This window comes from Pseudomonas huaxiensis (assembly GCF_003231275.1).
Taxonomy (GTDB): domain Bacteria; phylum Pseudomonadota; class Gammaproteobacteria; order Pseudomonadales; family Pseudomonadaceae; genus Aquipseudomonas; species Aquipseudomonas huaxiensis.
This window is the reverse complement of record NZ_QKVL01000001.1, coordinates 653,940-678,052: the sequence shown is the minus strand read 5'-3', so window position 1 is coordinate 678,052 and position 24,113 is coordinate 653,940. Positions and strand designations below refer to the sequence as shown.

Annotated in this window: 19 protein-coding genes; 9 read left to right on the top strand and 10 right to left on the bottom strand. The window is 62.9% G+C overall.

Features of this window, described 5'->3' with window-relative positions:
- Window positions 1–21: 21 nt before the first annotated feature.
- From DM374_RS03335 to DM374_RS03325, 3 genes are all read right to left on the bottom strand, one after another.
- The gene (locus DM374_RS03335; RefSeq protein WP_110968558.1) at window positions 22–900 is read right to left on the bottom strand and encodes a carboxylate/amino acid/amine transporter; all 879 of its coding nucleotides are present in this window, start codon (window positions 898–900) and stop codon (window positions 22–24) included.
- Window positions 901–1,400: 500 nt separating this feature from the next.
- Window positions 1,401–2,000 (bottom strand): FMN-dependent NADH-azoreductase, encoded by a 600-nt coding sequence (locus DM374_RS03330; protein ID WP_110968557.1) that lies wholly within the window; start codon window positions 1,998–2,000, stop codon window positions 1,401–1,403.
- 108 nt (window positions 2,001–2,108) lie between these two features.
- A complete protein-coding gene (locus tag DM374_RS03325; protein WP_110968556.1) occupies window positions 2,109–2,438 on the bottom strand; it encodes a 3-phosphoglycerate kinase in 330 nt (109 codons plus the stop codon).
- 49 nt (window positions 2,439–2,487) lie between these two features.
- Between DM374_RS03325 and DM374_RS03320 the strand changes: the two genes are divergently transcribed.
- The 4 genes from DM374_RS03320 (at window position 2,488) to DM374_RS03305 (ending at window position 6,690) form a co-directional block, all read left to right on the top strand.
- The gene (locus tag DM374_RS03320) at window positions 2,488–3,411 is read left to right on the top strand and encodes a LysR family transcriptional regulator (RefSeq protein ID WP_110968555.1); all 924 of its coding nucleotides are present in this window, start codon (window positions 2,488–2,490) and stop codon (window positions 3,409–3,411) included.
- A gap of 12 nt (window positions 3,412–3,423) precedes the next feature.
- The gene (locus DM374_RS03315) at window positions 3,424–4,239 is read left to right on the top strand and encodes an alpha/beta fold hydrolase (RefSeq protein WP_110968554.1); all 816 of its coding nucleotides are present in this window, start codon (window positions 3,424–3,426) and stop codon (window positions 4,237–4,239) included.
- Window positions 4,233–4,790, top strand: a complete 558-nt coding sequence (locus tag DM374_RS03310) for a peptidylprolyl isomerase (RefSeq protein ID WP_110968553.1) — start codon at window positions 4,233–4,235, stop codon at window positions 4,788–4,790. Before DM374_RS03315 ends, DM374_RS03310 begins: the two co-directional genes overlap by 7 nt.
- A gap of 67 nt (window positions 4,791–4,857) precedes the next feature.
- Window positions 4,858–6,690 (top strand): ABC transporter ATP-binding protein, encoded by a 1,833-nt coding sequence (locus DM374_RS03305; protein ID WP_110968552.1) that lies wholly within the window; start codon window positions 4,858–4,860, stop codon window positions 6,688–6,690.
- Window positions 6,691–6,703: 13 nt separating this feature from the next.
- Here DM374_RS03305 and DM374_RS03300 read toward each other — a convergent pair whose 3' ends face one another.
- The 4 genes from DM374_RS03300 to hrpA form a co-directional block, all read right to left on the bottom strand.
- Window positions 6,704–7,828, bottom strand: a complete 1,125-nt coding sequence (locus DM374_RS03300; RefSeq protein ID WP_110968551.1) for a GNAT family N-acetyltransferase — start codon at window positions 7,826–7,828, stop codon at window positions 6,704–6,706.
- Between the two features lie 180 nt (window positions 7,829–8,008).
- Entirely contained in the window at window positions 8,009–9,325 is a 1,317-nt protein-coding gene (locus DM374_RS03295) for an OprO/OprP family phosphate-selective porin (protein ID WP_110968550.1), read from the bottom strand.
- Window positions 9,326–9,627: 302 nt separating this feature from the next.
- Entirely contained in the window at window positions 9,628–10,749 is a 1,122-nt protein-coding gene (locus tag DM374_RS03290; RefSeq protein WP_110968549.1) for a beta-ketoacyl-ACP synthase III, read from the bottom strand.
- 242 nt (window positions 10,750–10,991) lie between these two features.
- Window positions 10,992–14,903 carry an ATP-dependent RNA helicase HrpA gene (gene hrpA / locus DM374_RS03285; RefSeq protein ID WP_110968548.1) on the bottom strand — a complete coding sequence of 1,304 codons (3,912 nt, stop codon included), beginning with the start codon at window positions 14,901–14,903 and terminating at the stop codon, window positions 10,992–10,994.
- Between the two features lie 184 nt (window positions 14,904–15,087).
- Here hrpA and DM374_RS33415 point away from each other — a divergent pair, with 184 nt between their 5' ends.
- The 3 genes from DM374_RS33415 (at window position 15,088) to DM374_RS03275 (ending at window position 18,053) form a co-directional block, all read left to right on the top strand.
- Complete coding sequence (locus tag DM374_RS33415) at window positions 15,088–15,246, top strand: hypothetical protein (protein ID WP_177431501.1); 159 nt, start codon at window positions 15,088–15,090, stop codon at window positions 15,244–15,246.
- 100 nt (window positions 15,247–15,346) lie between these two features.
- The gene (locus DM374_RS03280; RefSeq protein ID WP_110968547.1) at window positions 15,347–16,711 is read left to right on the top strand and encodes a glutamine synthetase family protein; all 1,365 of its coding nucleotides are present in this window, start codon (window positions 15,347–15,349) and stop codon (window positions 16,709–16,711) included.
- A gap of 34 nt (window positions 16,712–16,745) precedes the next feature.
- Entirely contained in the window at window positions 16,746–18,053 is a 1,308-nt protein-coding gene (locus DM374_RS03275; RefSeq protein ID WP_110968546.1) for an NAD(P)/FAD-dependent oxidoreductase, read from the top strand.
- A 120-nt stretch (window positions 18,054–18,173) separates the two neighbouring features.
- Here the strand turns inward: DM374_RS03275 and fadD1 are convergent, their stop codons facing one another.
- Both fadD1 and fadD2 read right to left on the bottom strand, forming a co-directional pair.
- Window positions 18,174–19,871, bottom strand: a complete 1,698-nt coding sequence (gene fadD1, locus DM374_RS03270; RefSeq protein ID WP_110968545.1) for a long-chain-fatty-acid--CoA ligase FadD1 — start codon at window positions 19,869–19,871, stop codon at window positions 18,174–18,176.
- A 296-nt stretch (window positions 19,872–20,167) separates the two neighbouring features.
- A complete protein-coding gene (fadD2, locus tag DM374_RS03265; protein WP_110968544.1) occupies window positions 20,168–21,856 on the bottom strand; it encodes a long-chain-fatty-acid--CoA ligase FadD2 in 1,689 nt (562 codons plus the stop codon).
- Between the two features lie 212 nt (window positions 21,857–22,068).
- Here fadD2 and DM374_RS03260 point away from each other — a divergent pair, with 212 nt between their 5' ends.
- Together DM374_RS03260 and DM374_RS03255 are read left to right on the top strand one after the other, a co-directional pair.
- Complete coding sequence (locus DM374_RS03260; protein WP_110968543.1) at window positions 22,069–23,013, top strand: alpha/beta hydrolase; 945 nt, start codon at window positions 22,069–22,071, stop codon at window positions 23,011–23,013.
- Between the two features lie 40 nt (window positions 23,014–23,053).
- Complete coding sequence (locus tag DM374_RS03255) at window positions 23,054–23,524, top strand: MaoC family dehydratase (protein WP_110968542.1); 471 nt, start codon at window positions 23,054–23,056, stop codon at window positions 23,522–23,524.
- Window positions 23,525–23,583: 59 nt separating this feature from the next.
- Here DM374_RS03255 and DM374_RS03250 read toward each other — a convergent pair whose 3' ends face one another.
- The gene (locus DM374_RS03250; RefSeq protein ID WP_318531806.1) at window positions 23,584–24,069 is read right to left on the bottom strand and encodes a GyrI-like domain-containing protein; all 486 of its coding nucleotides are present in this window, start codon (window positions 24,067–24,069) and stop codon (window positions 23,584–23,586) included.
- Window positions 24,070–24,113 lie beyond the last annotated feature (44 nt).

Genomic DNA, 24,113 nt, shown 5'->3' with positions numbered 1-24,113 from the left:
CTGCCCGACGACAGCAGCTTGCTACCGGCCAGCCTGCCCCGTGAGCAGCGGGCGCTGGTTGCCGAGGCGACTGAGCCAGACTGACGCAAGAATGATGGCCCCGCCGAGGAACAACCGCCCCAGCGGCTCGTGCTGATTCCAGATCAGCAGGTTGAGCAGCAACCCCACCGGAACATGCAGGTTGTTCATCACCGCCAGGGTGCCGCCGGAAACCAGGCAGGCGCCCTTGTTCCACCAGTACAGCCCGAGCGCAGTCGGACACAAGCCGAGGAACAACAGCACCAGCCACTGCACGTCGGTGCTCGGCAGGTGCTGCGCATTGCCGAACAGCAGGAACGCCGGCAACACCACCAACAAGGCACCGAGGTAGAAATAGCCGAAACGCCGGTAATGCGGCAGGTCGCTGGGATGGCGGGCGATCAGATGCTTGTACAGGACCTGGCCAGCGGCGTAGGTGAAGTTGGCCAGTTGCAGCAGCAGGAAACCGATGAAGAAGTCCGGGTTGATGCTGTCGAAGCGGATCACCGCCGCGCCGGCCACCGCCACCAGTGCTGCGATCAGTGCCCAGGGGTTGAAGCGCCGGTTCAGGGCGTCTTCGATCAGGGTCACGTGCAACGGCGTGAGGATGGTGAACAGCAACACCTCCGGCACCGTCAGCACGCGGAAGCTCAGGTACAGGCAGACGTAGGTAATGCCGAACTGCAGCGCGCCGATCAGCAGCATGGCGCGCATGAAGCGCGGCTCCACCTGACGCCAGCGGGTCAGCGGCAGGAACACCAGCAAGGCCAGCAGGACCCGGGCCAGCACGGCGAAGTAACTGTCGACATGGCCGGCGAGGTATTCGCCGATCAGGCTGAAGGAAAACGCCTGGATCAGCGCGACGATCAATAGGTAGTGCATGGCGGCCTCTCGGGGATCAAGGCGGCGACCTTAGCGGGTTGGGGTATCCGGGTGCAATTGTCGGGATTGGTTTGGGGGCCTTGTCGCTGCCTGGGTGTCTATACATCTCGACGGCAAGCCCAGAGCGTCAGGTCACCGTAAACTGTGGGAGCGGATTCATCCGCGAAGGGCCGCAGAGCGGCCCTAAAACCATCCAGCACGAGGTGGCTGTTCATATCCAGAATATTTGTCGACCTTCAGGATGCCTGAATGTGAGATTCAGTTCAGGCAGAAACAGCGTGCTGGATGGGTTTAGGGCCGCTCTGCGGCCCTTCGCGGATGAATCCGCTCCCACAGGAAGTGGCTGACGGCTTTCGATTGCCCGCGAGATGTGTAGATACCCATGCAGCGATAAAGGCCCCGAAACGCCCATAAAAAAGCCCGGTCGAGCGCGAGGCAATCGACCGGGCAGTACACCCAACGGAGCAAAAAGGGGTGTCAGGCAGGGAAAAATCGTTGAATCACGCTACCGCAGCCAGTTGCGCCTTCGCCTGGTTCAGGCCCTTCTCGTGGAAGTCGCCACCCATGTTCAGGCCTTCGGCGTGAATGAAGGTCACATCGTGGATGCCGATGAACGCCAGCACCTGGCGCAGGTACGGTTCCTGATGGTCGCTGGCAGCGCCGGCATGGATGCCGCCGCGGGCGGTCAGGACGTATGCGCGCTTGCCGGTCAGCAGACCTTGCGGGCCGGTTTCGGTGTACTTGAAGGTGATACCGGCACGCAGCACATGGTCCAGCCAGGCTTTCAGGGTGCTCGGGATGGCGAAGTTGTACATCGGCGCCGCCAGCACCAGCACGTCGGCAGCCAGCACTTCGTCAGTCAATTCGTTGGAGCGGGCCAGGGCCTGCAGCTCGTCGGCGCTGCGCTGGGCTTCGGGCTTCATCCAGCCACCGAGCAGGTTGGCATCCAGATGGGGCACGGGATTCACGGCCAGATCACGCAGGGTGACGCTGTCAGCCGGGTTGGCGGCTTGCCACTGGTTGACGAAATCGCGGGTCAGTTGGCGGGAAACCGAATCCTGCTGGCGGGCGCTGCTTTCGATGATCAGTACGCGGGACATGAAGGTTGCCTCCATCGGCAAGGTCGCTAAGTCGATGGAGGCAAGATTAATGATTGACCTATCGATAAAAAAGCGTAAAAACTCGGTTAAATCTATCAGTTAATTTGCTTATTGCGCTTTGCAGTCCACCGCGATGCGCAGCTTGAGAATCTCGCGGTTGAATTTGACGTTGCTGTCGACGCTCTGTTTCGCCGGCACCTGCACCCGTCGTACCCGCGGCGCCTCGGGGCCGTTGCGGAAGGTCAGCGTGCATTGCGCGGCGACGTCACCGTAGTTGTTGAGGGTGATCGAACCCATGTCGTAAGCGGTGTCGTAGGTGGTGGTATCGATCTTGATGCCACTTTCCAGGTGCTTTTCCACATCGATGGGATAGGCGCCCAGCGCCGTGAGCGGAAGCAAGGCCAGCAAGGCCAGCAAGGCAAGACAACTTTTCTTCATACGGCGCTCTCCACGCAAAGAGCGCAGCTTAGGACAACAGGAGCCGAAGATGAAAGCGCCGCGCGTTACCCTGGATCAGTGGCGGACCCTGCAAGCCGTGGTCGATCACGGCGGCTTCGCCCAGGCCGCAGAAGCCCTGCACCGCTCGCAATCCTCGGTCAGCTACACCGTGGCGCGGATGCAGGACCAACTGGGCGTGCCGCTGCTACGCATCGACGGACGCAAGGCGGTGCTCACCGATGCCGGCGGCGTGTTGCTGCGCCGCTCGCGGCAACTGGTCAAGCAGGCCAGCCAACTGGAAGACCTCGCCCACCATATGGAGCAGGGCTGGGAAGCCGAGGTCCGCCTGGTGGTGGATGCCGCCTACCCCAACGCCCGCCTGGTCCGCGCCCTGAGCGCGTTCATGCCGCAAAGCCGCGGCTGCCGGGTGCGCCTGCGCGAAGAGGTGCTGTCCGGCGTCGAGGAGGTGCTGCACGAAGGCATCGCCGACCTGGCCATCAGCAGTTTCAGCATCGCCGGCTACCTTGGCGCCGAACTGAGTGCGGTGGAGTTCGTCGCCGTCGCCCACCCCGAGCATCCTCTGCACCGCCTGGGCCGGGTACTCAATTTCCAGGATCTGGAAAGCCAGTTGCAAGTGGTGATCCGCGACTCCGGCCGCTCGCAACCCCGCGATGTCGGCTGGCTCGGCGCCGAACAACGCTGGACTGTCGGCAGCCTCGCGACCGCCGCCACCTTCGTCAGCAGCGGCCTGGGCTTCGCCTGGCTGCCGCGCCACCTGATCGAACGCGAACTGCGCGAAGGCCTGCTCAAGCCGTTGCCGCTGGATCAGGGTGGCAGCCGCCACCCGCTGTTCTACCTTTACTCCAACAAAGACAAGCCACTGGGCCCGGCCACGCAGATCCTCATCGAATTGCTGCGCAACTTCGATACCGCGCCGCTGGACGTGCCCTTCGCCGCTCCCGCCCAAGCCTGACAGGTAACGCCCATGGCCTACTTCGAACATGAAGGTTGCACACTGCACTACGAAGAATATGGCCGGGGCGAACCCCTGGTTCTGCTGCACGGCCTCGGTTCCAGTTGCCAGGACTGGGAATTCCAGGTGCCGGTGCTGGCCGCCGATTACCGTGTGATCCTCCTCGACCTGCGCGGCCACGGCCGTTCCGACAAACCCCGCGAGGCTTACAGCATCGCCGGTTTCAGCGCCGACCTGATGGCCCTGCTGGAACACCTGCACACCGGCCCGGTGCATTTGGTGGGCCTGTCCATGGGCGGCATGGTCGGTTTCCAGTTCGCCGTGGACCACCCCGGCTGGCTACGCAGCCTGACCATCGTCAACAGCGCGCCGGAAGTGAAAGTACGCAGCCGCGACGATTACTGGCAGTGGGCCAAGCGCTGGACCCTGGCGCGAGTCCTGAGCCTCGGGACCATCGGCAAGGGCCTGGCCGCGCGGTTGTTCCCCAAACCCGAGCAGGCCGACCTGCGGCGCAAGATGGCCGAACGCTGGGCGAAAAACGACAAACGCGCCTACCTCGCCAGTTTCGACGCCATCGTCGGCTGGGGCGTGGAGGAACGCCTGGGGCGGATCGACTGTCCTACCCTGGTCATCAGCGCGGACCACGACTACACCCCGGTGGCGCTCAAGGAACGTTACGTCGGCCTGATTCCCGGCGCACGACTGGCGGTCATCGCCGATTCACGGCACGCTACGCCGCTGGACCAGCCCCAACATTTCAACCAGACCCTGCTGCAGTTTCTCGCTGCAGCGCCAACCACCTCTCAAGGATCATTGAGTTCATGCTGAAGAAAATCCTCATGACCGCCTGCTCGGTCGCCTTCGCCAGCAGCCTGATGGCAGCGGAAAAGAATCCTCATGTGCTGATGGACACCAGCGTCGGCCAGATCGAAATCGAACTGAACGCGGAAAAGGCTCCGATCAGCACCAAGAACTTCCTGGAGTACGTCGACAGCGGCTTCTACAACAACACGGTGTTCCACCGCGTGATTCCGGGCTTCATGGTCCAGGGCGGCGGCTTTACCGACCAGATGGTGCAGAAACCTACCAAGGACCCGATCCGCAACGAAGCCAGCAACGGCCTGCACAACGCCCGTGGCACGCTGTCCATGGCGCGGACCTCCAACCCGAACTCGGCGACCAGCCAGTTCTTCATCAACGTGGTCGACAATGCCATGCTCGATCCGGGCCGCGACGCCGGCTACGCGGTGTTCGGCAAAGTGACCAAGGGCATGGACGTGGTCGATGTGATCGTCAATTCGCCCACCACCAGCAAAAGAGGCATGCGCGATGTACCCGCTGATCCGGTGTACATCAAATCGGCCAAGCGTATCGATTGATCGTAGTGTCACAGGGATGTGACCCACGGGCGGCGTGCTTGGCCCTCAAACAGGAGTGACCTTCTACATGCTGTTCCGTCGTTTCGAGCAGTTGATCGACATCTTCCGCGAGGCGCCCACCGCGGCGCCGCCGACCACGGTCCTGCCCTTCTACCTGTATTACCTGCGCCAGGTCTGGCCGAGTTTTGCGGTACTGATGGTGTTGGGCCTGATCGTGGCCCTGATCGAGGTGGCGCTGTTCAGCTACCTGAGCCGGATCATCGACCTCGCCCAGGGCACGCCCAACGTCAACCTGTTCAGTGAACACGCTGGCGAGCTGACCTGGATGCTGGTGGTGGCGCTGATTCTCCGGCCGCTGTTCGTCGGCCTGCACGACCTGCTGGTGCACCAGGCCATCAGCCCCGGCATGACCAGCATGATCCGCTGGCAAAACCACACCCATGTGCTCAAGCAGAGCCTGAATTTCTTCCAGAGCGACTTCGCCGGGCGCATTGCCCAGCGCATCATGCAGACCGGCAACTCGCTGCGCGATTCGCTGGTGCAGGCCATGGACGCGCTCTGGCATGTGTCGATCTACGCCATCAGTTCGCTGGTGCTGTTCGCCGAGGCCGACTGGCGGCTGATGCTGCCGCTGATCACCTGGATCGCCTGCTACATCGCCGCGCTCTACTACTTCGTGCCGCGGGTGAAGGAACGTTCGGTGGTGTCTTCCGATGCCCGTTCCAAGCTGATGGGGCGCATCGTCGACGGCTACACCAACATCGCCACCCTCAAGCTGTTCGCCCACACCGACTTCGAGCAGCAGTACGCCCGCGAAGCGATCCGCGAGCAGACCGAAAAGACCCAACTGGCCAGCCGCGTCATCACCAGCATGGACGTGGTCATCACCAGCCTGAACGGCCTGCTGATCGTCAGCACCACGGGCCTGGCCCTGTGGCTCTGGACCCAGTCGCTGATCAGCGCCGGCGCCATCGCCCTGGCCACCGGCCTGGTGATCCGCATCGTCAACATGAGCGGCTGGATCATGTGGGTGGTCAACGGCATCTTCGAAAACATCGGCATGGTCCAGGACGGCCTGCAGAGCATCTCCCAGCCGGTCAGCATCACCGACCAGCCCGGCGCGCCGGCGCTGAAGGTCGAACGTGGCGCGGTGCGTTTCGAGCACGTCGATTTTCATTACGGCAAGGGCAGCCGGATCATCAGCGACCTCAACCTGGACATCCGCCCCGGCGAGAAAATAGGCCTGATCGGGCCGTCCGGCGCCGGCAAATCGACCCTGGTCAACCTGCTGCTGCGGCTGTACGACCTCGAAAGCGGGCGCATCCTCATCGATGACCAGGACATTGCCCAGGTCACCCAGTCCAGCCTGCGCGGGCAGATCGGCATGATCACCCAGGACACCTCGCTACTGCACCGTTCGATCCGCGATAACCTGCTGTACGGCAAGCCCGACGCCACCGATGAAGAACTATGGGCCGCAGTACGCGGGGCGCGAGCCGACGAGTTCATCCCGGAACTGACCGATGCCCAGGGCCGCACTGGCTTCGATGCCCATGTCGGCGAGCGCGGCGTGAAGCTCTCCGGCGGTCAGCGCCAGCGCATCGCCATTGCCCGCGTGCTGCTGAAGAACGCGCCGATCCTGATCATGGACGAGGCGACCTCGGCGCTGGACTCGGAAGTCGAGGCGGCGATCCAGGAAAGCCTGGAAACCCTGATGGAAGGCAAGACCGTGATCGCCATCGCCCACCGCCTCTCGACCATCGCCCGGATGGACCGCCTGGTGGTCCTGGAAAAAGGCCGCATCGCCGAGATGGGCAGCCATGCCGAGCTGCTCGCACACCAAGGCTTGTATGCGCGGTTGTGGCATCACCAGACCGGCGGTTTCGTCGGCGTCGATTGACGCCCTGCTTCGTTCAGCCCTGCCGATACGGCAAGGCTGAACGGGCTTCTTCGGCGTAAGCCAGCACCCCGACACGCTCCTGACGCAGAAAATCATCCACGGCCGTGCGCAGGCCGGGATGCAGCAGGTAATGCCAGGAACGGGTGATCACCGGTTCAAACCCGCGAATCAGCTTGTGCTCGCCTTGGGCACCGGCATCGAAGCGTTGCAGCCCTTCGGCGATGGCGTAGTCCATGCCCTGGTAGAAACAGGTTTCGAAATGCAGCCGGTCGAACTCGGCCAGGCAACCCCAGTAACGGCCATAGAAGCTGTCGCCCGCGACCAGGCTGAACGCCATCGCCACCTCACGCCCGCCCTGCACCGCCATCACCACCCGAATGGCGTCGGGCATGCGCTCGGCCAGCAGGCTGAAGAAAGTGCGAGTGAGGTACGGCGCGCGGCGGCGCACCGCGTAGGTGTTGGCGTAACAGGCGAAGACGAAGTCCCACTGCGCCTCGTTCAACTCGGCGCCGCGGTACCAGCGAAACTCGATGCCCTGCCCCGCCACCTGCTCGCGTTCCTTGCGCATCTGCTTGCGCTTGCGCGAGCTGAGGGCATCAAGGAAGTCCTGGAAGTCGCGATAACCCTGATTGCGCCAGTGGAACTGGCAACCGAGGCGTTCCAGCCAGCCGTCGCGGTGGCGCAAGGCGTCGTCGCTGGCGTCATCGGTGAAATTCACATGCAGGCTGGACAGGCCCTGCTCCAGCAACGATTCCTCGACCTCATCGAGCAAACCGGCCAGCGCCTCGGGCGGCCCCAGCAGGCGCGACCCGCCCACCGGCGAGAACGGCACGGCGCAGAGCAGCTTCGGGTAATAACCGATACCGGCCCGCTCGCAGGCATCGGCCCAGCCGTGGTCGAACACGTATTCGCCGAAGGAATGAGTTTTCACATAAGCCGGCATGGCTGCCAGACGCTGGCCGTCGGCAGCGGTCAGGATGCGATGGGACGGCGTCCAGCCGGTGCGCGGGCTGACGCTGCCGCTGTCTTCCAGGCTGGTGAGGAAGGCATGGCGCAGGAACGGCTGGTCACCGGGAAGCAAGGCATCCCAGGTGGCGGCGTCGAGATCGGCGAGGTGATTCAGGGTCAGGGTCGGCATGGGGTGAAGTGTGCCGGGCGCGAGCTGCAAGCTGCAAGCTGCAAGCTGCAAGCTGCAAGAGAAAGCCGCGACACGATCTGCCCTTTCTTGCAACTTGAGGCTTGTCACTTGCCACTGCTTGTCAAAAAAAAACCCCACCGAAGTGGGGCTGAAATTTAACGGATGAAGGAGCGTTGCTGCTTAGAACACGTACTGCGCGCGCACTACGAAGCCGTCGCCGCTGTCGTCGCCATTGGCGTTCTGGGCGTTGTCGACCTTGGTCTTGATATAGGTGCCGCTCAACTTGATGGACTCGTTGGCGTACCAGTTCAGACCCAGGTTGTGCACCTTGCCTTCGATATCACCGACGTTGGCAAATGCGCCGTTGTCGTCTTCAGCTTCGATATGGTCGTAGCGGTAGAACACTTCCCAGGCACCGATCTGCTTGTTCGAAGGCTTGATAGCGTCGAACTTGCCGAGTTTGTAGCCACGGGCTTCACCAGTGATGGTGTAGGCGACCTGAGCGTAGTAACCGGTAGCCTTGATGTCTTGGAACGCAGCGGCGTCAGCTTCGATCTTGCGCTTCAGGTACTCGCCCTGTACGGAGAAAGGACCAGTAGCGAAGGCAGCTTCAAGGCCCCAAGCACGATCGGTGTCATAGGCACCGACTGGAGTGCTGCTGTTGCCACCCAGAGTAAGGCGGTTGCCGACGTTGTCGCCTGCATCCTGACCACCATCAGTGCTCACACCGCGCATGCCCAGACGGCTGCGCATGCGGCCGTCGAACGAGGTATCGGACATGTCACGCTGCGCCAGGTTCACACCAAAGTGCAGAACATTGCCTGCGTCGTGCATTGGAGCGAAGACACCGCGCAGGTTGAACTGCTTGACACTGTCGCCATCTTTATCGGCGTTGGCGGGGTCTTTGGCGAAGACGCCGAAGGAGCCATACACCGAATCACCAGCGTTACCGGAAACCTGAATACCCATGCCTCCGTTGTGACCGTTGACCCAGTCAGCCAGGTCGTAGGCAGCGGTACGCTCAGGAGCGGTTACCCACTTGGAACTGGTGGCTTTTTCCAAACCGAACTCAGGGTCGAAGCGACCGACCTTGATCGACACCGGCTTAAAGCCGTTGTAGGCCAGAGAGGCTTCGTCGAAATAACCATCAGAACTGCGGGCATCACCACCTGCGTTGTGGGACAGGTCGTAGTTGATCTGGTAAGCCCAATCGGTGGCCAGAACACCGCCGATTTCGATGAACGCGCGACGGAAGTAACCGGCGTCAGCGGTGTTACCTTCCCGAGTGTAGAAACCATCGAAGCGGCTGTAGTCAGCCTGGATGCGACCACCCAGCTTGAAGCTGTATTCCTTGTCAGTAGTAGCGACTTCGAGGCCGCCCTTGGTCTTGACTACGATATCGGCGCCGTCGGTGGTCACGGTACCCGCGAAAGCCTGGGCGGTAACGGCCATTGCCAATGCGCTGGCTGCGAAACCTGCGAAGTGCTTACGGATCATCGATGAAGCTCCCCTAACGTTTATGGTCTTGATTACGTTGAAAAAACACGCGGCTTAGGCCACTTGTGCTGGGGAGGAATCTTGGCGGGGGGTTATTTCAGATCAGTGGCTTTTATATAAATGTTTTGTGACAGGGGAACTTTTTTACTTCGAATAGGCATATGCAAAACGCCCGGTTTCCGGGGCTTTGCAAGCCATTAAAGGCACTTTGCCTTCATCGCATGAAGATTACACCAGGATAAAAAAACGCCCGATCCGGTAAACCGGATCGGGCGTTTTGGGCTTTTCGGCCTCGCGGCGGATCAGCGCTTGCGCAGAATCACGCTGCCGATCGAGTAACCCGCACCGAACGAGCTGAGCACGCCCAGCGCACCCTTGGGCAAGTCGTCCTGGTGGGTGTGCAGGGAAATCACCGAGCCGGCCGAACTGGTGTTGGCGTAGCGGTCGAGGATCACCGGTGCCTCTTCTTCCAGCGCATCACGGCCCAGGAGTTTCTTCACGATCAGGTGGTTCATGCTCAAGTTGGCCTGGTGCAGCCAGAAGCGCTTGACGTCACTGACGTTGAGGTTGTTTTCCGAAAGGTGCTGGCCGATCAGTTCGGCGACCATCGGGCAAACCTCGCGGAACACCTTGCGGCCTTCCTGGACGAACAGCTTGTCCGGCGCACCGACGCCCTCTTCCGCAGCGCGGTTGAGGAAGCCGAAGTTGTTGCGGATGTTGTTGGAGAACTGGGTCAGCAGCTTGGTGCTGACGATGTCGAACTGGTACTCGGACGTCGCCAGGTCGGCGCGCTCCACCAGCACGGCGGTGGCGGCGTCGCCGAAGATGAAGTGGCTGTCGCGGTCACGGAAGTTCAGGTGGCCGGTGCAGATTTCCGGGCTGATCACCAGCACCGAACGGGCCTGGCCCAATTGCACGCTGTTGCTCGCGGCCTGAATGCCGAAGGTGGCCGAGGAACAGGCGACGTTCATGTCGAAGCCGAAGCCCTTGATGCCCAGCGCTTGCTGTATTTCGATGGCAACCGCCGGATACGGGCGCTGCAGGTTGGAGCAGGCGACGATCACCGCGTCGACATCGGCGGCAGTCCGGCCGGCACGGGCCAGGGCCTGTTCGGCGGCGGCCACGCCCATCTGGCAGAGGATCGACTGTTCGTCGTTGCTGCGCTCGGGCAGGCGCGGCCTCATGCGTTGCGGGTCGAGGATGCCGTCCTTGTCCATGACGTAACGGCTCTTGATGCCCGAGGCCTTCTCGATGAAGGCGGCGCTGGACTCGGCCAGGGCCTCGACCTCGCCACGGGCAATGGCCTCGGCGTTGTCGGCGTTGAACTGCGTGACGTAGGCGTTGAAAGAATCCACCAGCTCTTCGTTGGAAATGCTGTTGGCCGGGGTGTACAGGCCAGTGCCGCTGATGACGACGTTATGCACGGTCGATCCTCTGTTCGGGGCCATTGCCAGCCGGGCAACGGCCTGTTCGGTTCGGCGAGCTGGCACCAAGGTGCCAACTCGTACAGGCAATGACCCCGACGCCAGGGGCATTACGCAGTGTTTGGTTGTCGGCTACCCCGTCGGACCAGCGCCGGGGCAGCGGTAAATGCCGCCAAGTGTGCCACAACTGCGTCGGGTTGGCCTCTGTCAGACGACAACCCGGAACAGTGTGGGAAGCGTAATCAGGCGTCCACCTGGCTCCACTGTTTGGCCAGGCGCTTGTCGGAAATCGGCACCTTGGTTCCCAGTTGCTGGGCGAACAGCGAGACGCGGTATTCCTCCAGCCACCAGCGGTACAACTGCAACTGCTCGTCGCGCTTGCCTTCCTGGGCATGCTTGTCGGCGCGGGCCTTGTACTGCGCCCAACAGTTGCTCAGCTCGCCGCTCCACACCCGGTCCCGCTGCACTTGCGAGCCCAGTTTCTCCAGGCGCAGTTCCACCGCCTTCAGGTAGCGCGGCAGTTCCTTGAGCCACACACCCGGGGTTTCCCGGACGAAGCCCGGATACACCAGGTTGGCCAGTTGCTGCTTGATATCGTTGAGCGCCACAGCCTGGGCCAGATCGATCTTGCCTTTGAAGCGCTTCTGCAACCCGTGCCAGAGTTTGAGGATATCCAGCACCAGCCGCGCCAGCCGCTCGGCGTGCTCGCTCCAGTCACCGCGCTTGCGCTCGGCCAGAGAGGCCAGTGCAGCGCCGTCCCGTGGCAAGGTGGTTTCGCCTTCCAGCACGCAACTGTCGAGGCTGGCCAGCAGGATGTCCTCGACCAGCGATTCGACCCGGCCCAGCTCACGGTAGAGCAAGCCCAGTTCGGTCAGCCCCGGCAGCTTGCCGCGCAGGAACTTCGCCGGCTCGGCCAGTTGCTGCAACAGCAGACGCTGCAAGGCGCGGCGGTGCTGGAACGTGGCCTCGGCCTGGGTCGAGAAACGCCCTTCCTTGACCGTACCGCCCTCTTCCACCAGCGCCGGGTAGACCGTCATCGACAGCCCGGCAATCTTCTGCTGCGCAGTCTGTTCGACCTTGCCGAAGACTTTTGCTTCTACCGGTTTCTGGGTTTTCTCCGACTGCGGTACGGCCAGCGCGGCCTGGCTGGCAGCGGCGAAACGCGCGGTCAGCTCGGCCAGGTCGCGGCCTTCGCCGAGGAACTTGCCCTCGCCGTCGACCACTTCCAGGTTCATCTTCAGGTGGTTTTCCACCTGCTCCGCCGCATCGGCCCAGGCCTCGTCGCTGACCCGCGCACCGGTCATGCGCAGCAGCTCACGGCCCAGCGCCTGAGGCAGCGAGCCTTCGGCAAAGGTCATGCGCGACAGCGCCGCCTTGACGAAGTCCGGCACCGGCACGAAGTTCTTGCGCAGCGCCTTGGGCAGGTTGCGTACCAGGGCGATGCACTTGGCTTCCAGCAGCCCCGGCACCAGCCACTCCAGACGCTCGCCCGGCAGGCTCGGCAGCAACGGCGCCGGCACCCGCACGGTGACGCCGTCGCGTGGATGGTTGGGTTCGAAGTGATAACTCAGCGCCAGGCTCAGATCGCCCAGGCGCAAGGTGTCGGGATACTGCGCGGCGGTGACTTCGCTGGCCTCGCGGGCCAGCACGTCTTCGGCGCGCATGATCAGCAACTGCGGGTCTTTCTGGCTGTTGACCTTGTACCAACTGTCGAAGGTGGCGGTCTGGTGGATCTCCGCCGGCAGCCGCGCTTCGTAGAAGGCGTAAAGGGTTTCTTCGTCAGCAAGGATGTCACGACGGCGGGCCTTGGCTTCCAGTTCGTCCAGCTCTTCCAGCAGGCGCTTGTTGGCCGCCAGGCACTTGGCGCGGGAGTTGATCTCGCCGCCCACCAGGCCTTCGCGGATAAACAGCTCGCGTGACATCTGCGGATCGATCGGCCCGAAGTGCACCGCACGCCGGCCCACAACAATCAGCCCGTACAGGGTGACCTGCTCGAACGCCACCACTTGCCCGCGCTTTTTCTCCCAGTGCGGTTCGAAGTGGTTTTTCTTCAGCAGATGCCCGGCCAGCGGTTCGATCCAGTCGGAATCGATCTTTGCGACCATCCGCGCGTACAGCTTGGTGGTTTCCACCAGTTCAGCGGTCATCAGCCATTGCGGACGCTTCTTGCCGATGCCCGAGGACGGGTGAATCCAGAACCGCCGCTGACGCGCACCGAGGTAGTCGCCTTCCTCGGCCTTATGGCCGATCTGGCTGAGCAGGCCGGAAAGGATCGCCTTGTGCAGCCGCGGGAAGTCCGCCGGCTCCTTGTTGATGCCCAGTTGCAGGTCGCGGCAGATCAGCGCGAGCTGGCGGTGGGCATCGCGCCACTCACGCAGGCGCAGGTAATTGAGGAAATTCTTGCGGCACCAGTTGCGCAGCGGGCTGGCGGTCAGCGCCTGGCGCTGCTCTTCGAAACCACGCCAGAGATTGACCAGCCCGGCGAAGTCGGAATCAGCATCTTTCCACTGCGCATGGGCCTGGTCGGCGGCCTGTTGGCGTTCCGGCGGCCGCTCGCGCGGATCCTGCACCGACAGCGCACTGGCGACGATCAAGACTTCCTGCAGGCTGCCCTGCTTGGCGCCTTCCAGCAGCATCCGGCCCAACCGCGGGTCCACCGGCAGCCGCGCCAGTTGGCGACCCAGCGGCGTGAGCTGGTTCTCACGGTTGACCGCCGAGAGCTCCTGCAACAGGTTGAAGCCGTCGCTGATGGCCTTGCCATCCGGCGGCTCGATAAACGGGAACGCGTCGATCTCGCCGAGGCGCAAGTGCAGCATCTGCAAGATCACCGCGGCGAGGTTGGTTCGCAGGATTTCCGGATCGGTGAAGGCGGGTCGGGCGTTGAAGTCTTCTTCGCTGTACAGCCGCACACAAATGCCCGGCTCGACCCGGCCGCAACGGCCTTTTCGCTGGTTGGCGCTGGCCTGGGAGACGGCCTCGATCGGCAGGCGCTGGACCTTGGCGCGGTAGCTGTAGCGACTGATGCGCGCGGTACCACTGTCGATCACATAGCGGATACCCGGCACCGTCAGGGAGGTCTCGGCGACGTTGGTCGCCAGCACCACGCGACGCCCAGGATGGGACTGGAAAATGCGCTGCTGCTCGGCCGGCGACAGCCGCGCATACAGCGGCAGAATCTCGGTGTGGCGCAACTGCGCCTTGCGCAGCATCTCGGCGGCGTCGCGAATCTCGCGCTCGCCGGGCAGGAACACCAGCACGTCGCCCGGGCCCTTGCCGACACTGCGCTCATGGGCGGCGATTTCATCGAGGGTGGCGAGAATCGCCTGGTCCACCGTCAGATCGTCCTCGACGCGGTTGCCCTCTTCGTCTTGCTCGCTGGTCAGCGGGCGGTACCAGGTGTCCACCGGATAGGTACGGCCGGACACTTCGATCAGCGGCGCATCGTTGAAGTGCTTGGAGAAGCGCTCCAGGTCAATGGTCGCCGAGGTAATGATGACTTTCAGGTCGGGACGGCGCGGCAGCAGGGTTTTCAGATAGCCCAGCAGGAAGTCGATGTTCAGGCTGCGTTCGTGGGCTTCGTCGACGATGATCGTGTCGTAGCGTTCGAGGAAGCGATCGTGCTGGGTTTCGGCCAGCAGAATGCCGTCGGTCATCAGCTTGACCAGGGTATTGGCGTCGCTCTGGTCTTCGAAACGCACCTGATAACCGACCAGCGCGCCCAGCGGCGTGCCCATTTCCTCGGCGACCCGGGCGGCGACGCTGCGTGCCGCGATACGGCGCGGCTGGGTATGGGCGATCTGGCCGAACTGGCCACGGCCCAGCTCCAGGCAGATCTTGGGCAACTGGGTGGTTTTGCCCGAGCCGGTCTCGCCGGCAATGATCACCACCTGGTTTTCCGCCACCAGCTTCTTGATTTCGTCGCGCTTGGCGGCAATCGGCAGGCTGTCGTCGTAGCGGATCCGCGGGATACTGGCCAGGCGTGCGCTGGCCTGGTCACAGGACGCCTGGACCTTCGCGGCCCACTGGGCGAGCTTGGCCTCGTCCGGGCGCTTGCGCAGCTCGTGCAGTTGCCGGCGCAAGCGGTGGCGCTCGGCGATCATGGCGTGGTCGATATTTTTCAACAGTTGCCCGATGGCGGCGTTCTGGTCAGTCATGAGGTCTTTCGAGGGGCAGGTGGGCCCTGCCTGGACTTATCGGCTTTGGTTGGGCGGCGATTGTCGCAGATTTGCCCCGCCTCGGCACGGCTCACGGGGAACGGCCGATTGTTTAGTCAGGGCCGGACTGAAGGTATACAAACGCCAATTTAATGAACCTTCAGCGGCGTGGGAGTATCGGTGCATGACTTCACCCGCCGCCGTGCCCCGTCCCAGCCAGGCCCCTTCGTTCCCGAAGGTGCGGGCCCGCCGTGGTGAAAACCCGCTGTTCAATGTGATCCTCGCCTTCTGGGCGCTGTGGCATTGCCGCCACGCCCGCCCGCCAGACACTACGCTCTCCTGACCGATCCCTCGGCCGCGCCCGTGCGCCGGCCTTCCGTCGATGACCGCCCGCCGTTGCGCGGCCGGTCCTGTGCGCCGCCATGGCGCAAGCGAGAGCACCCATGCACTTTGCCCCTGTAGAACAGGCCCGGGCATTCCTGGCCGCCAATCCCGATATCGAGATGTTCGAGCTGTTTATCCTCGACGCCAACGGCGTGCCCCGCGGCAAGCTGCTGCACCGCGAGGAACTGCTGGCGGTCTACGAAAGCGGGCGGCCGCTGCCCAGCACCATTCTCGGCCTGACCCTGCACGGCGAAGACGTGGAAAACTCCGGACTGGTCTGGGATGTCGGCGATATCGACTGCCGCGCCTATCCGCTGGAAGGCAGCCTGGTGCGCCTGCCGTGGCGGCAAATTCCCACGGCGGCGGTACAGGTCAGCATGCACCCGAGCGAAGGCCTGCCAGCGACCATCGCCGACCCTCGCCATGTGCTGGTGCGGGTAGTGGACGCGCTCAAGGCCGAGGGCTATCACCCGGTAATGGCCTGCGAACTGGAGTTCTACCTGCTCGACCAGAAGCGCGACCACCAAGGCCGACCGCAGCCGGCGCTGGACGCCGACGGCGGGCGACCGCGAAGCACGCAGGTCTATGGCCTGCGTGAACTGGAACAGATCGAACCCTTCCTCGCTGACCTCTACGCCGCCTGCAAGGCCCAGGGCATTCCGGCCCGCACCGCGATTTCGGAATACGCCCCCGGCCAGGTGGAAATCACCCTGGAGCACGGCGACGCCCTGCTGGCAATGGACCAGGCGGTGCGCTACAAGCGGCTGGTCAAGGGTGTGGCGCACAAGCACGGCATGCAGGCCTGCTTCATGGCCAAGCCATTCGACCACCTGGCCGGCACCGGCATGCATCTGCATGTGAGCCTGGCCGATGCTGACGGCAACAACCTGTTCGCCAGCGAAGACCCGGCAGGCACGCCGTTGTTGCGTCAAGCCGTGGGCGGCATGCTCGATGCGCTGCTCGATTCACTGCTGCTGTTCTGCCCCAACGCCAACTCCTACCGCCGCTTCCAGGCCAACAGCTACGCGCCGCTGGCGCCGACCTGGGGCATCGACAACCGCACCGTGAGCCTGCGCGTGCCCGGCGGCCCGGCACCCACCCGGCATATCGAACACCGCATCTGCGGCGCCGACGCCAATCCCTATCTGGCCGCCGCCGCCCTGCTCGGCGCGGTCCATCACGGCCTGCGCCTGCTGCTCGACCCCGGTGCGCCGGTGGCAGGCAACGGCTACGCCCAGGCCACCGAATTGCTGCCTACCGACTGGCTCAGCTCGCTCACCGCGCTGGAACGCTCGGCCTGGGCCCGCGACACCCTGGGCGCCGAGTTCCTCGGCGTGTACCTGGCGGTCAAGCGTGCGGAGTACCGCCAGTTCATGGCCGAAGTCGGCGAACAAGACTGGCGCTGGTACCTGACCCAGGCCTGAACCGTCTTCTCTTTTTCCGCCAAGGATCCGAATCATGAATGCAGCTTTGAACCCGCGTACCGCGCAGCGCGCCGCGTCCTACTACACCGCCAGCCTCAACGACCCGACCCAGTACCCGACCCTGCAAGGCACGGTCGAGGTCGATGTGGTGATCATCGGTGGCGGCTTCACCGGCGTTGCCAGCGCCGTGGAATTGGCCGAGCGCGGCCTTAAAGTCGCCATCGTCGAAACCAACCGCATCGGCTGGGGCGCCAGCGGGCGCAACGGCGGGCAGGTCACCGGCAGCCTGTCCGGCGATGAAGCGATGCGCAAACAGATGCGCGGCAAACTGGGCGATGACGTCGATGACTTCATCTGGCACCTGCGCTTTCGCGGCCACCAGATCATCGAACAGCGGGTGCAGCGTTACAGCATCGACTGCGACCTCAAGCACGGTCACCTGCACGCGGCGATGAAGCCGTCGCACATGGCCGAACTGCGCGCCTTCGCCGAAGAGGCCGAGCGGCGCGGCATGGGCGATCAGGTGCAGTTGCTGGACCGCGAAGGCATGCGCCAGCACCTGGATTCGCCGCTGTACCTCGGCGCGCTGAAAAACCTGCGCAACCTGCACCTGCATCCGCTCAATCTGTGCCTGGGCGAAGCCCGCGCCGCCCACAGCCTGGGTGCGCTGATCTTCGAAAACTCGGAGGTGCTGGACATCGTGCATGGCGCGAATCCGGCAGTGGTCACCGCCCAGGGCCGGGTCAACGCGAAGCAGGTGTTGCTGGCCGGCGACGTCTACCACAAGCTCGAACCGGGTCAGCTCAAGGGCAAGATCTTCCCGGCCATGGGCGGCATCGTCACCACCGCGCCATTGGGCGACCTGGCAAAGCAGATCAACCCGCAGGATCTGGCGGTGTACGACTGCCGTTTCGTTCTTGATTACTACCGCATGACCGCTGATGGCCGCCTGCTGTTCGGCGGTGGCGCCAACTATTCCGGTCGCGACTCACGGGATATCGCCGGCGAACTGCGGCCGTGCATCGAGCGCACGTTCCCGGCGCTGAAAGGCGTGCCGATCGAGTTCCAGTGGAGTTGCGCCATGGGCATCGTGGTCAACCGCATTCCGCAACTGGGCAAGCTGTCGGACAACGTCTGGTACTGCCAGGGCTATTCCGGGCATGGCGTTGCCAGCAGCCACATCATGGGCGAGATCATGGCCGAGGCGATTACCGGGACGCTAGAGAAATTCGACACCTTCGCTGGCTGCTCGCATGTGCGCGTGCCGCTGGGAGATGTGCTGGGGAATCCGCTGTTGGCGGCGGGGATGTGGTACTACCAGATGCTTGAGAAATTGCGCTGATTATTCGGGCCTCTCGCGAGCAAGCTCGCTCCTACAGAATGCGTGAGTGTTTGAACTGTAGGAGCGAGCTTGCTCGCGAAGGACCCTCGCGAAGGGCCGCAAAGCGGCCCCCGATTTGAATCAGGCGATCTTCTTGAGACCCAACTTCTTCAACTCTTCATCCCGCAGCTCACGCCGCAGGATCTTGCCGACGTTGGTGGTCGGCAAGGTATCGCGGAACTCGACGAAGCGCGGCACCTTGTAGCCGGTGACGTTGGCGCGCATGTGCTCCATCACCTGCTCGCGGGTCAGGGTCACGCCCGGCTTGACCACGATGAACACCTTGATGAGCTCGCCCGACTTCTCGTCCGGCACGCCGATGGCCGCGCATTGCAGCACACCCGGCAGGGTCGCCATGACGTCTTCCAGCTCGTTGGGGTACACGTTGAAGCCGGACACCAGGATCATGTCTTTCTTGCGATCGACAATCCGCATGTAGCCGTCCGGCTGGATAACCGCGATGTCACCCGTCTTCAACCAGCCTTCGGCATCGAGGATTTCGGCGGTGGCGTCCGGACGCTGCCAGTAGCCCTTCATCACTTGCGGGCCCTTGACGCACAACTCGCCCACTTCACCCAGCGGCAGTTCGTTGCCGGCGTCGTCAACCACCCGACACAGGGTCGACGGCACCGGAATGCCAATGGTGCCGGCCTGGATGTTCTGCGCCGGGTTGACCGACGCTACCGGGCTGGTCTCGGTCATGCCGTAGCCTTCGCAGATCGCGCAACCGGTCACCTGTTTCCAGCGCTCGGCCACTGACAACTGCAAAGCCATGCCGCCGGACAGGGTCACTTTCAGTGCCGAGAAGTCCAGAGCGCGGAAGCCTTCGTTGTTGCACAGGGCGACGAACAGGGTGTTCAGCCCGACGAAGCCACTGAACTTCCACTTCGACAGTTCCTTGACCATCGCCGGCAGGTCGCGCGGGTTGCTGATCAGGATGTTGTGGTTGCCGATCAGCATCATCGCCATGCAGTGAAAGGTGAAGGCGTAGATGTGATAGAGCGGCAGCGGGGTGATGAGGATTTCACAGCCTTCGTTGAGGTTCGAACCCATCAGCGCCTTGCACTGCAGCATGTTGGCCACCAGGTTGCGGTGGGTCAGCATGGCGCCCTTGGCAACGCCGGTGGTGCCGCCGGTGTATTGCAGGACGGCAACGTCGTCATGGGCCGGCGAGGCTTCCTTGACCGACTTGCCACGCCCCTTGGCCAGGGCGTCGTTGAACTTCACGGCGGTCGGCAGGTGATAGGCCGGCACCATCTTCTTCACGTACTTGATCACGCTGTTGACCAGCAGCCGCTTGAGCGGCGGCAACAGGTCGGCGACCTCGGTGACGATGATGTGCTTGACCTGGGTCTTGGGCACGACTTTCTCGGCCAGGTGCGCCATGTTCGCCAGGCACACCAGCGCCTTGACGCCCGCATCGTTGAATTGATGTTCCATTTCCCGCGCTGTGTAGAGCGGGTTGGTATTGACCACGATCAGGCCGGCGCGCATGGCGCCGAAGACCGCGACGGGGTATTGCAGAACGTTCGGCAGTTGAACGGCAATGCGGTCGCCGGGTTGCAGGTCGGTGTGCTGCTGCAGATAAGCAGCAAAGGCACCGGACAACTCGTACAATTCGCCGTAAGTAAGGGTCTTGCCCAGGTTGCTGAATGCCGGTTTGTCGGCAAAACGCTGGCAGGACTGCTTCAACACCGCTTGGATATTCGGATACTCATCAGGATTGATTTGCGAGGCAACCCCGGCTGGGTACTTATCCTTCCAAAAGTTTTCAATCATGGAAGCCCACTCCTCCAGCACAGCGAATTCTTCACCGCGTCGATGCGATTATTATTGATATTTGATGTCGGTTTATTGCAAACCGATTGATCAGAAGCGCGCCGAGAGTAGCAGCTTTACCAGGGGTCGCCTAGAGCTAAAGCGGCCCAACTGGTCACTAAAATGACTCATGAAGAATCATTGGTCACTTTTAGAGTAAAGATTCTAAGCGCAGGTAAAACCCATAAACAACAAGCGACAGGATAGCGAGGTAAACCGCTCTATCCTGCCGCTTTCAGCTTATAGCTTGTAGCTGCTCAAGCCGGTTCGCGCAACTCGCGACGAAGAATTTTGCCCACGGGCGTCATGGGCAGAGAGTCGCGCAGAACGATGTGCTTGGGCACTTTGTAGCCGGTGAAGTTGGCCTTGCAGTAGGCCTTGAGCTCTTCCAGGCTGACGCCACCTTCGCGCGCGACCACAAACAGCTTCACCGCCTCGCCGGAACGCTCGTCCGGCACGCCGATGGCCGCGCAACTGGCGACCTTCGGGTGAGCCATCATTACGTCTTCGATTTCGTTCGGGTACACGTTGAAACCCGAGACGATGATCATGTCCTTTTTGCGATCGACAATGCGGGTGAAGCCGTCCGGGTCGATCACCGCAATATCGCCGGTCTTGAACCAGCCTTCGGCGTCGAACGCTTCGGCGGTGGACTCCGGACGCTGCCAGTAGCCCTTCATCACCTGTGGCCCCTTGATGCACAGTTCGCCGCGTTCACCCAGCGGCAACTCGTTGCCGTCGTCATCGGTGACCTTGAACGCCGTGCCCGCCACCGGAATGCCCACCGTGCCTAGCCGCGCCAGTTTCCCGTAAGGGTTGGTGCTGGCAACCGGCGAGGTTTCGGTCAGGCCATAGCCTTCGACAATACGGCAGCCGGTAATCTGCTCCCAGCGCTCGGCAGTGGCCTTGACCAGCGCGGTGCCGCCGGAGTTGGTGACTTTGAGCGCGGAGAAATCCAGGTTCTTGAAGTCGGGGTTGTCCATCAGCGCGACGAACAGCGTGTTGAGCCCCAGCAGCGCCGAGAAGCGCCACTTCTTCAGTTCCTTGACGAAGCCGGGAATGTCACGCGGGTTGGTGATCAGCACGTTGTGGTTGCCGGTGACCATCATGCACATGCAATTCGCGGTGAAAGCATAGATGTGGTACAGCGGCAGCGGTGCGATCATCACCTCCTGACCGTCCTTGAGCAGCTTCTGCCCGTCAGGCCCGATCTGCGAAAAGCACGCCAGCACCTGGAGCATGTTCGCCACCAGATTGCCGTGGCTGAGCATCGCGCCCTTGGCCACGCCGGTGGTGCCGCCGGTGTATTGCAGCACCGCGATGTCCTCATGGCTGGACTGCACCGGCTTGAGCGAATGGCCCTTGCCCTGGCGCAGCACCTGCTTGAACGGCAACGCCTGCGGCAAGTGATAGGCGGGGACCATCTTCTTCACCTTGGCCACCACGGTATTGACCAGCCAGCCCTTGGCGGCGGGCAGCATGTCGCCCATCTTCGCCTCGATCAGCACCTCGATTCCGGTATCGGGCAGCACTTCCTGGACCAGCTTGCCGAACATGTTCAGGTAGACCAGCGCGCGGGCACCGGAGTCCTTGAATTGGTGACGCATCTCGCGGGCGGTATACAGCGGGTTGGTGTTGACCACGATCAGCCCGGCGCGCAGCGCGCCGAACACGGCGATGGGGTATTGCAGGACGTTGGGCATCTGCACCGCGATGCGATCGCCCGGCTTCAGGTCGGTGTACTGCTGCAGCCAGCCGGCGAAGGCCGCGGAATAACGGTCCAGCTCGGCATAGGTGAGGGTCACGCCCAGGTTGGTGAAGGCCGGACGGTCGGCGAACTTCTTGCAGGAGCGCTCGAACACTTCGATCACCGATTTATAGGTGCTCATGTCGATCTGCGAAGGGACGCCCTCAGGGCGCTTGTCGTTCCAGAAATCGGCGTGCATTTATTATTGTCCTCGTTCCTGAGCCTTTGACGGGGCCGGTTGCCTGCTTGCAAAACGGCATTCTGCCGACGTTAGCAGCTCCGCCACAGGTGGCAAATACGCCAAGGACCGTCATTGACCGTGTGAATCTCAGCGCCCCGCGTGGCTCGATCCTGGCGCTGGCTATAGGCTATACAGTAGCTGCACCCGCGATCCGTACAGGGAAACCCGCCATGTTCCATGACGCCTTCTGGCTGCCGGCCAGCAATCATTGCAGCCTGTATGTCCATCAATGGCTACCGACCACGCCGGTGCGCGCCGTGGTGTTGCTGGCCCACGGCATGGCCGAGCACGCCGGCCGCTACCAGCGCCTCGGCGAGGCGCTGAGCAGTGCCGGATTCGCGCTGTACGCCCACGACCAGCGCGGCCACGGCCGTACTGCCGAACTCGGCACCCTCGGCCTGTTCGCCCGTGAAAATGGCTGGAATGCCGTGGTCAATGACCTGGGCTTGCTCAACCAGCACATCGGCCAGCAGTATCCGGGCGTGCCCGTGTTTCTGTTCGGTCACAGCATGGGCAGCTACATCGCCCAGGCGTACTTGCTGCACCACAGCGGCAGCCTGCAAGGCGCGGTGCTCAGCGGCTCGAACTTCCAGCCACCGGCGCTCTACCGCGCGGCGCGGCAGATCGCTCGTCTGGAAAGCTGGCGCCAGGGCCCGCAAGGGCGCAGTGCGCTGATCGAATGGCTATCGTTCGGCTCGTTCAACAAGGCGTTCAAGCCGACCCGCACGGCCTTCGACTGGCTCAGCCGCGACCCCGCCGAAGTCGACCGCTACGTCGCCGACCCGCTGTGCGGCTTCCGCTGCTGCAACCGGCTATGGATCGACCTGCTCACCGGCCTTGAACACATCAGCCGCCCCGCCAACCTCGCGCAGATCGATCCGAACCTGCCGATTCTGGTCATGGGCGGTGAATGTGATCCGGTGAGTGTCGGCAAGCGTCTGAAAGATCTGACCGGCGCCCTGCGCCTGTCCGGGAACCAGCACGTGCAACTGCGACTCTATCCGCGGGCACGGCATGAATTGCTCAACGAAACCAACCGCGACGAGGTTACCGCGCAGCTTATCGACTGGCTGGAACAGACCCTGGCCCTTGGCCGGCCAGCCCGCAGCGAGTAATACTGCCCGCCCCCGTCGCGCCTTCAAGGAAGCACCACGAATGACCCAGGTCACCAACACGCCTTACGAATCCCTCGAAGTCGGCCAGACCGCCAGCTTCAGCAAGACCGTCGAAGAACGTGACATCCAACTGTTCGCCGCGATGTCCGGTGACCACAACCCGGTGCACCTGGATGCCGAGTTCGCGGCCAAGAGCATGTTCAAGGAACGCATCGCCCACGGCATGTTCAGCGGCGCGCTGATCAGTGCTGCGGTGGCCTGTGAACTGCCTGGCCCCGGCACCATCTACCTGGGCCAGCAAATGAGCTTCCAGAAGCCGGTGAAGATCGGCGACACCCTGACCGTGCGCCTGGAAATCCTCGAAAAACTGCCGAAATTCCGCGTGCGCATCGCCACCCGCGTATTTAACCAGAACGAAGAGCTGGTGGTGGACGGCGAAGCCGAGATCCTCGCTCCGCGCAAACAGCAGACCGTCGATCTGGTCAGCCCGCCGCCGATCACCGTCGGCTGACACCCGCCCGCAAGCGGCGCTCGCTGCAGCGCCGCCTGGGACGACAAATTGCCCGCGTGTCAGCCCTCCAGCGGAATCCAGATTTCCACCAGACCGCTGGCAGTCTCCGCATCGAAATCGTCGCCATAGCGCTCGAACTCCGGTGCCTCGGCGGCGCGCTCACCGGACGCCGGCAGCCACTGTTTCCAGATTTTTTCGAAGGTATGGCCCAGGCCGCTCAGCTTGCCACGATGCTCGAACACCGCATAACGCCTGGGTTGCAAGGTGTGCCAGGTGAAATCCGGCGGCAGCACGCTGGTGCTGCGCACTTCCACGCCGGCGATATACAGAAACCCGCCATGGCCGTCGAAGTTGCAGCACACGCCATAGGTGTCGTCACCGATCTGGCCCGGTATCTTGCCGATTTGCGGCGCCAGGCGATCCCAGAGCGCAGGAATGCTTTTGTTGGTCTGTTGGGTGTAGTGCTCGCCAAAACCGGCGATGGTGAATGAACGCCCATGCTCGAATCGTGCGGGAGCAAACCCGGCTTCCATTTGGGTCGACATATCCATGCCTCACAAGGTCAATTCATGAAGATCCATGACGGGCG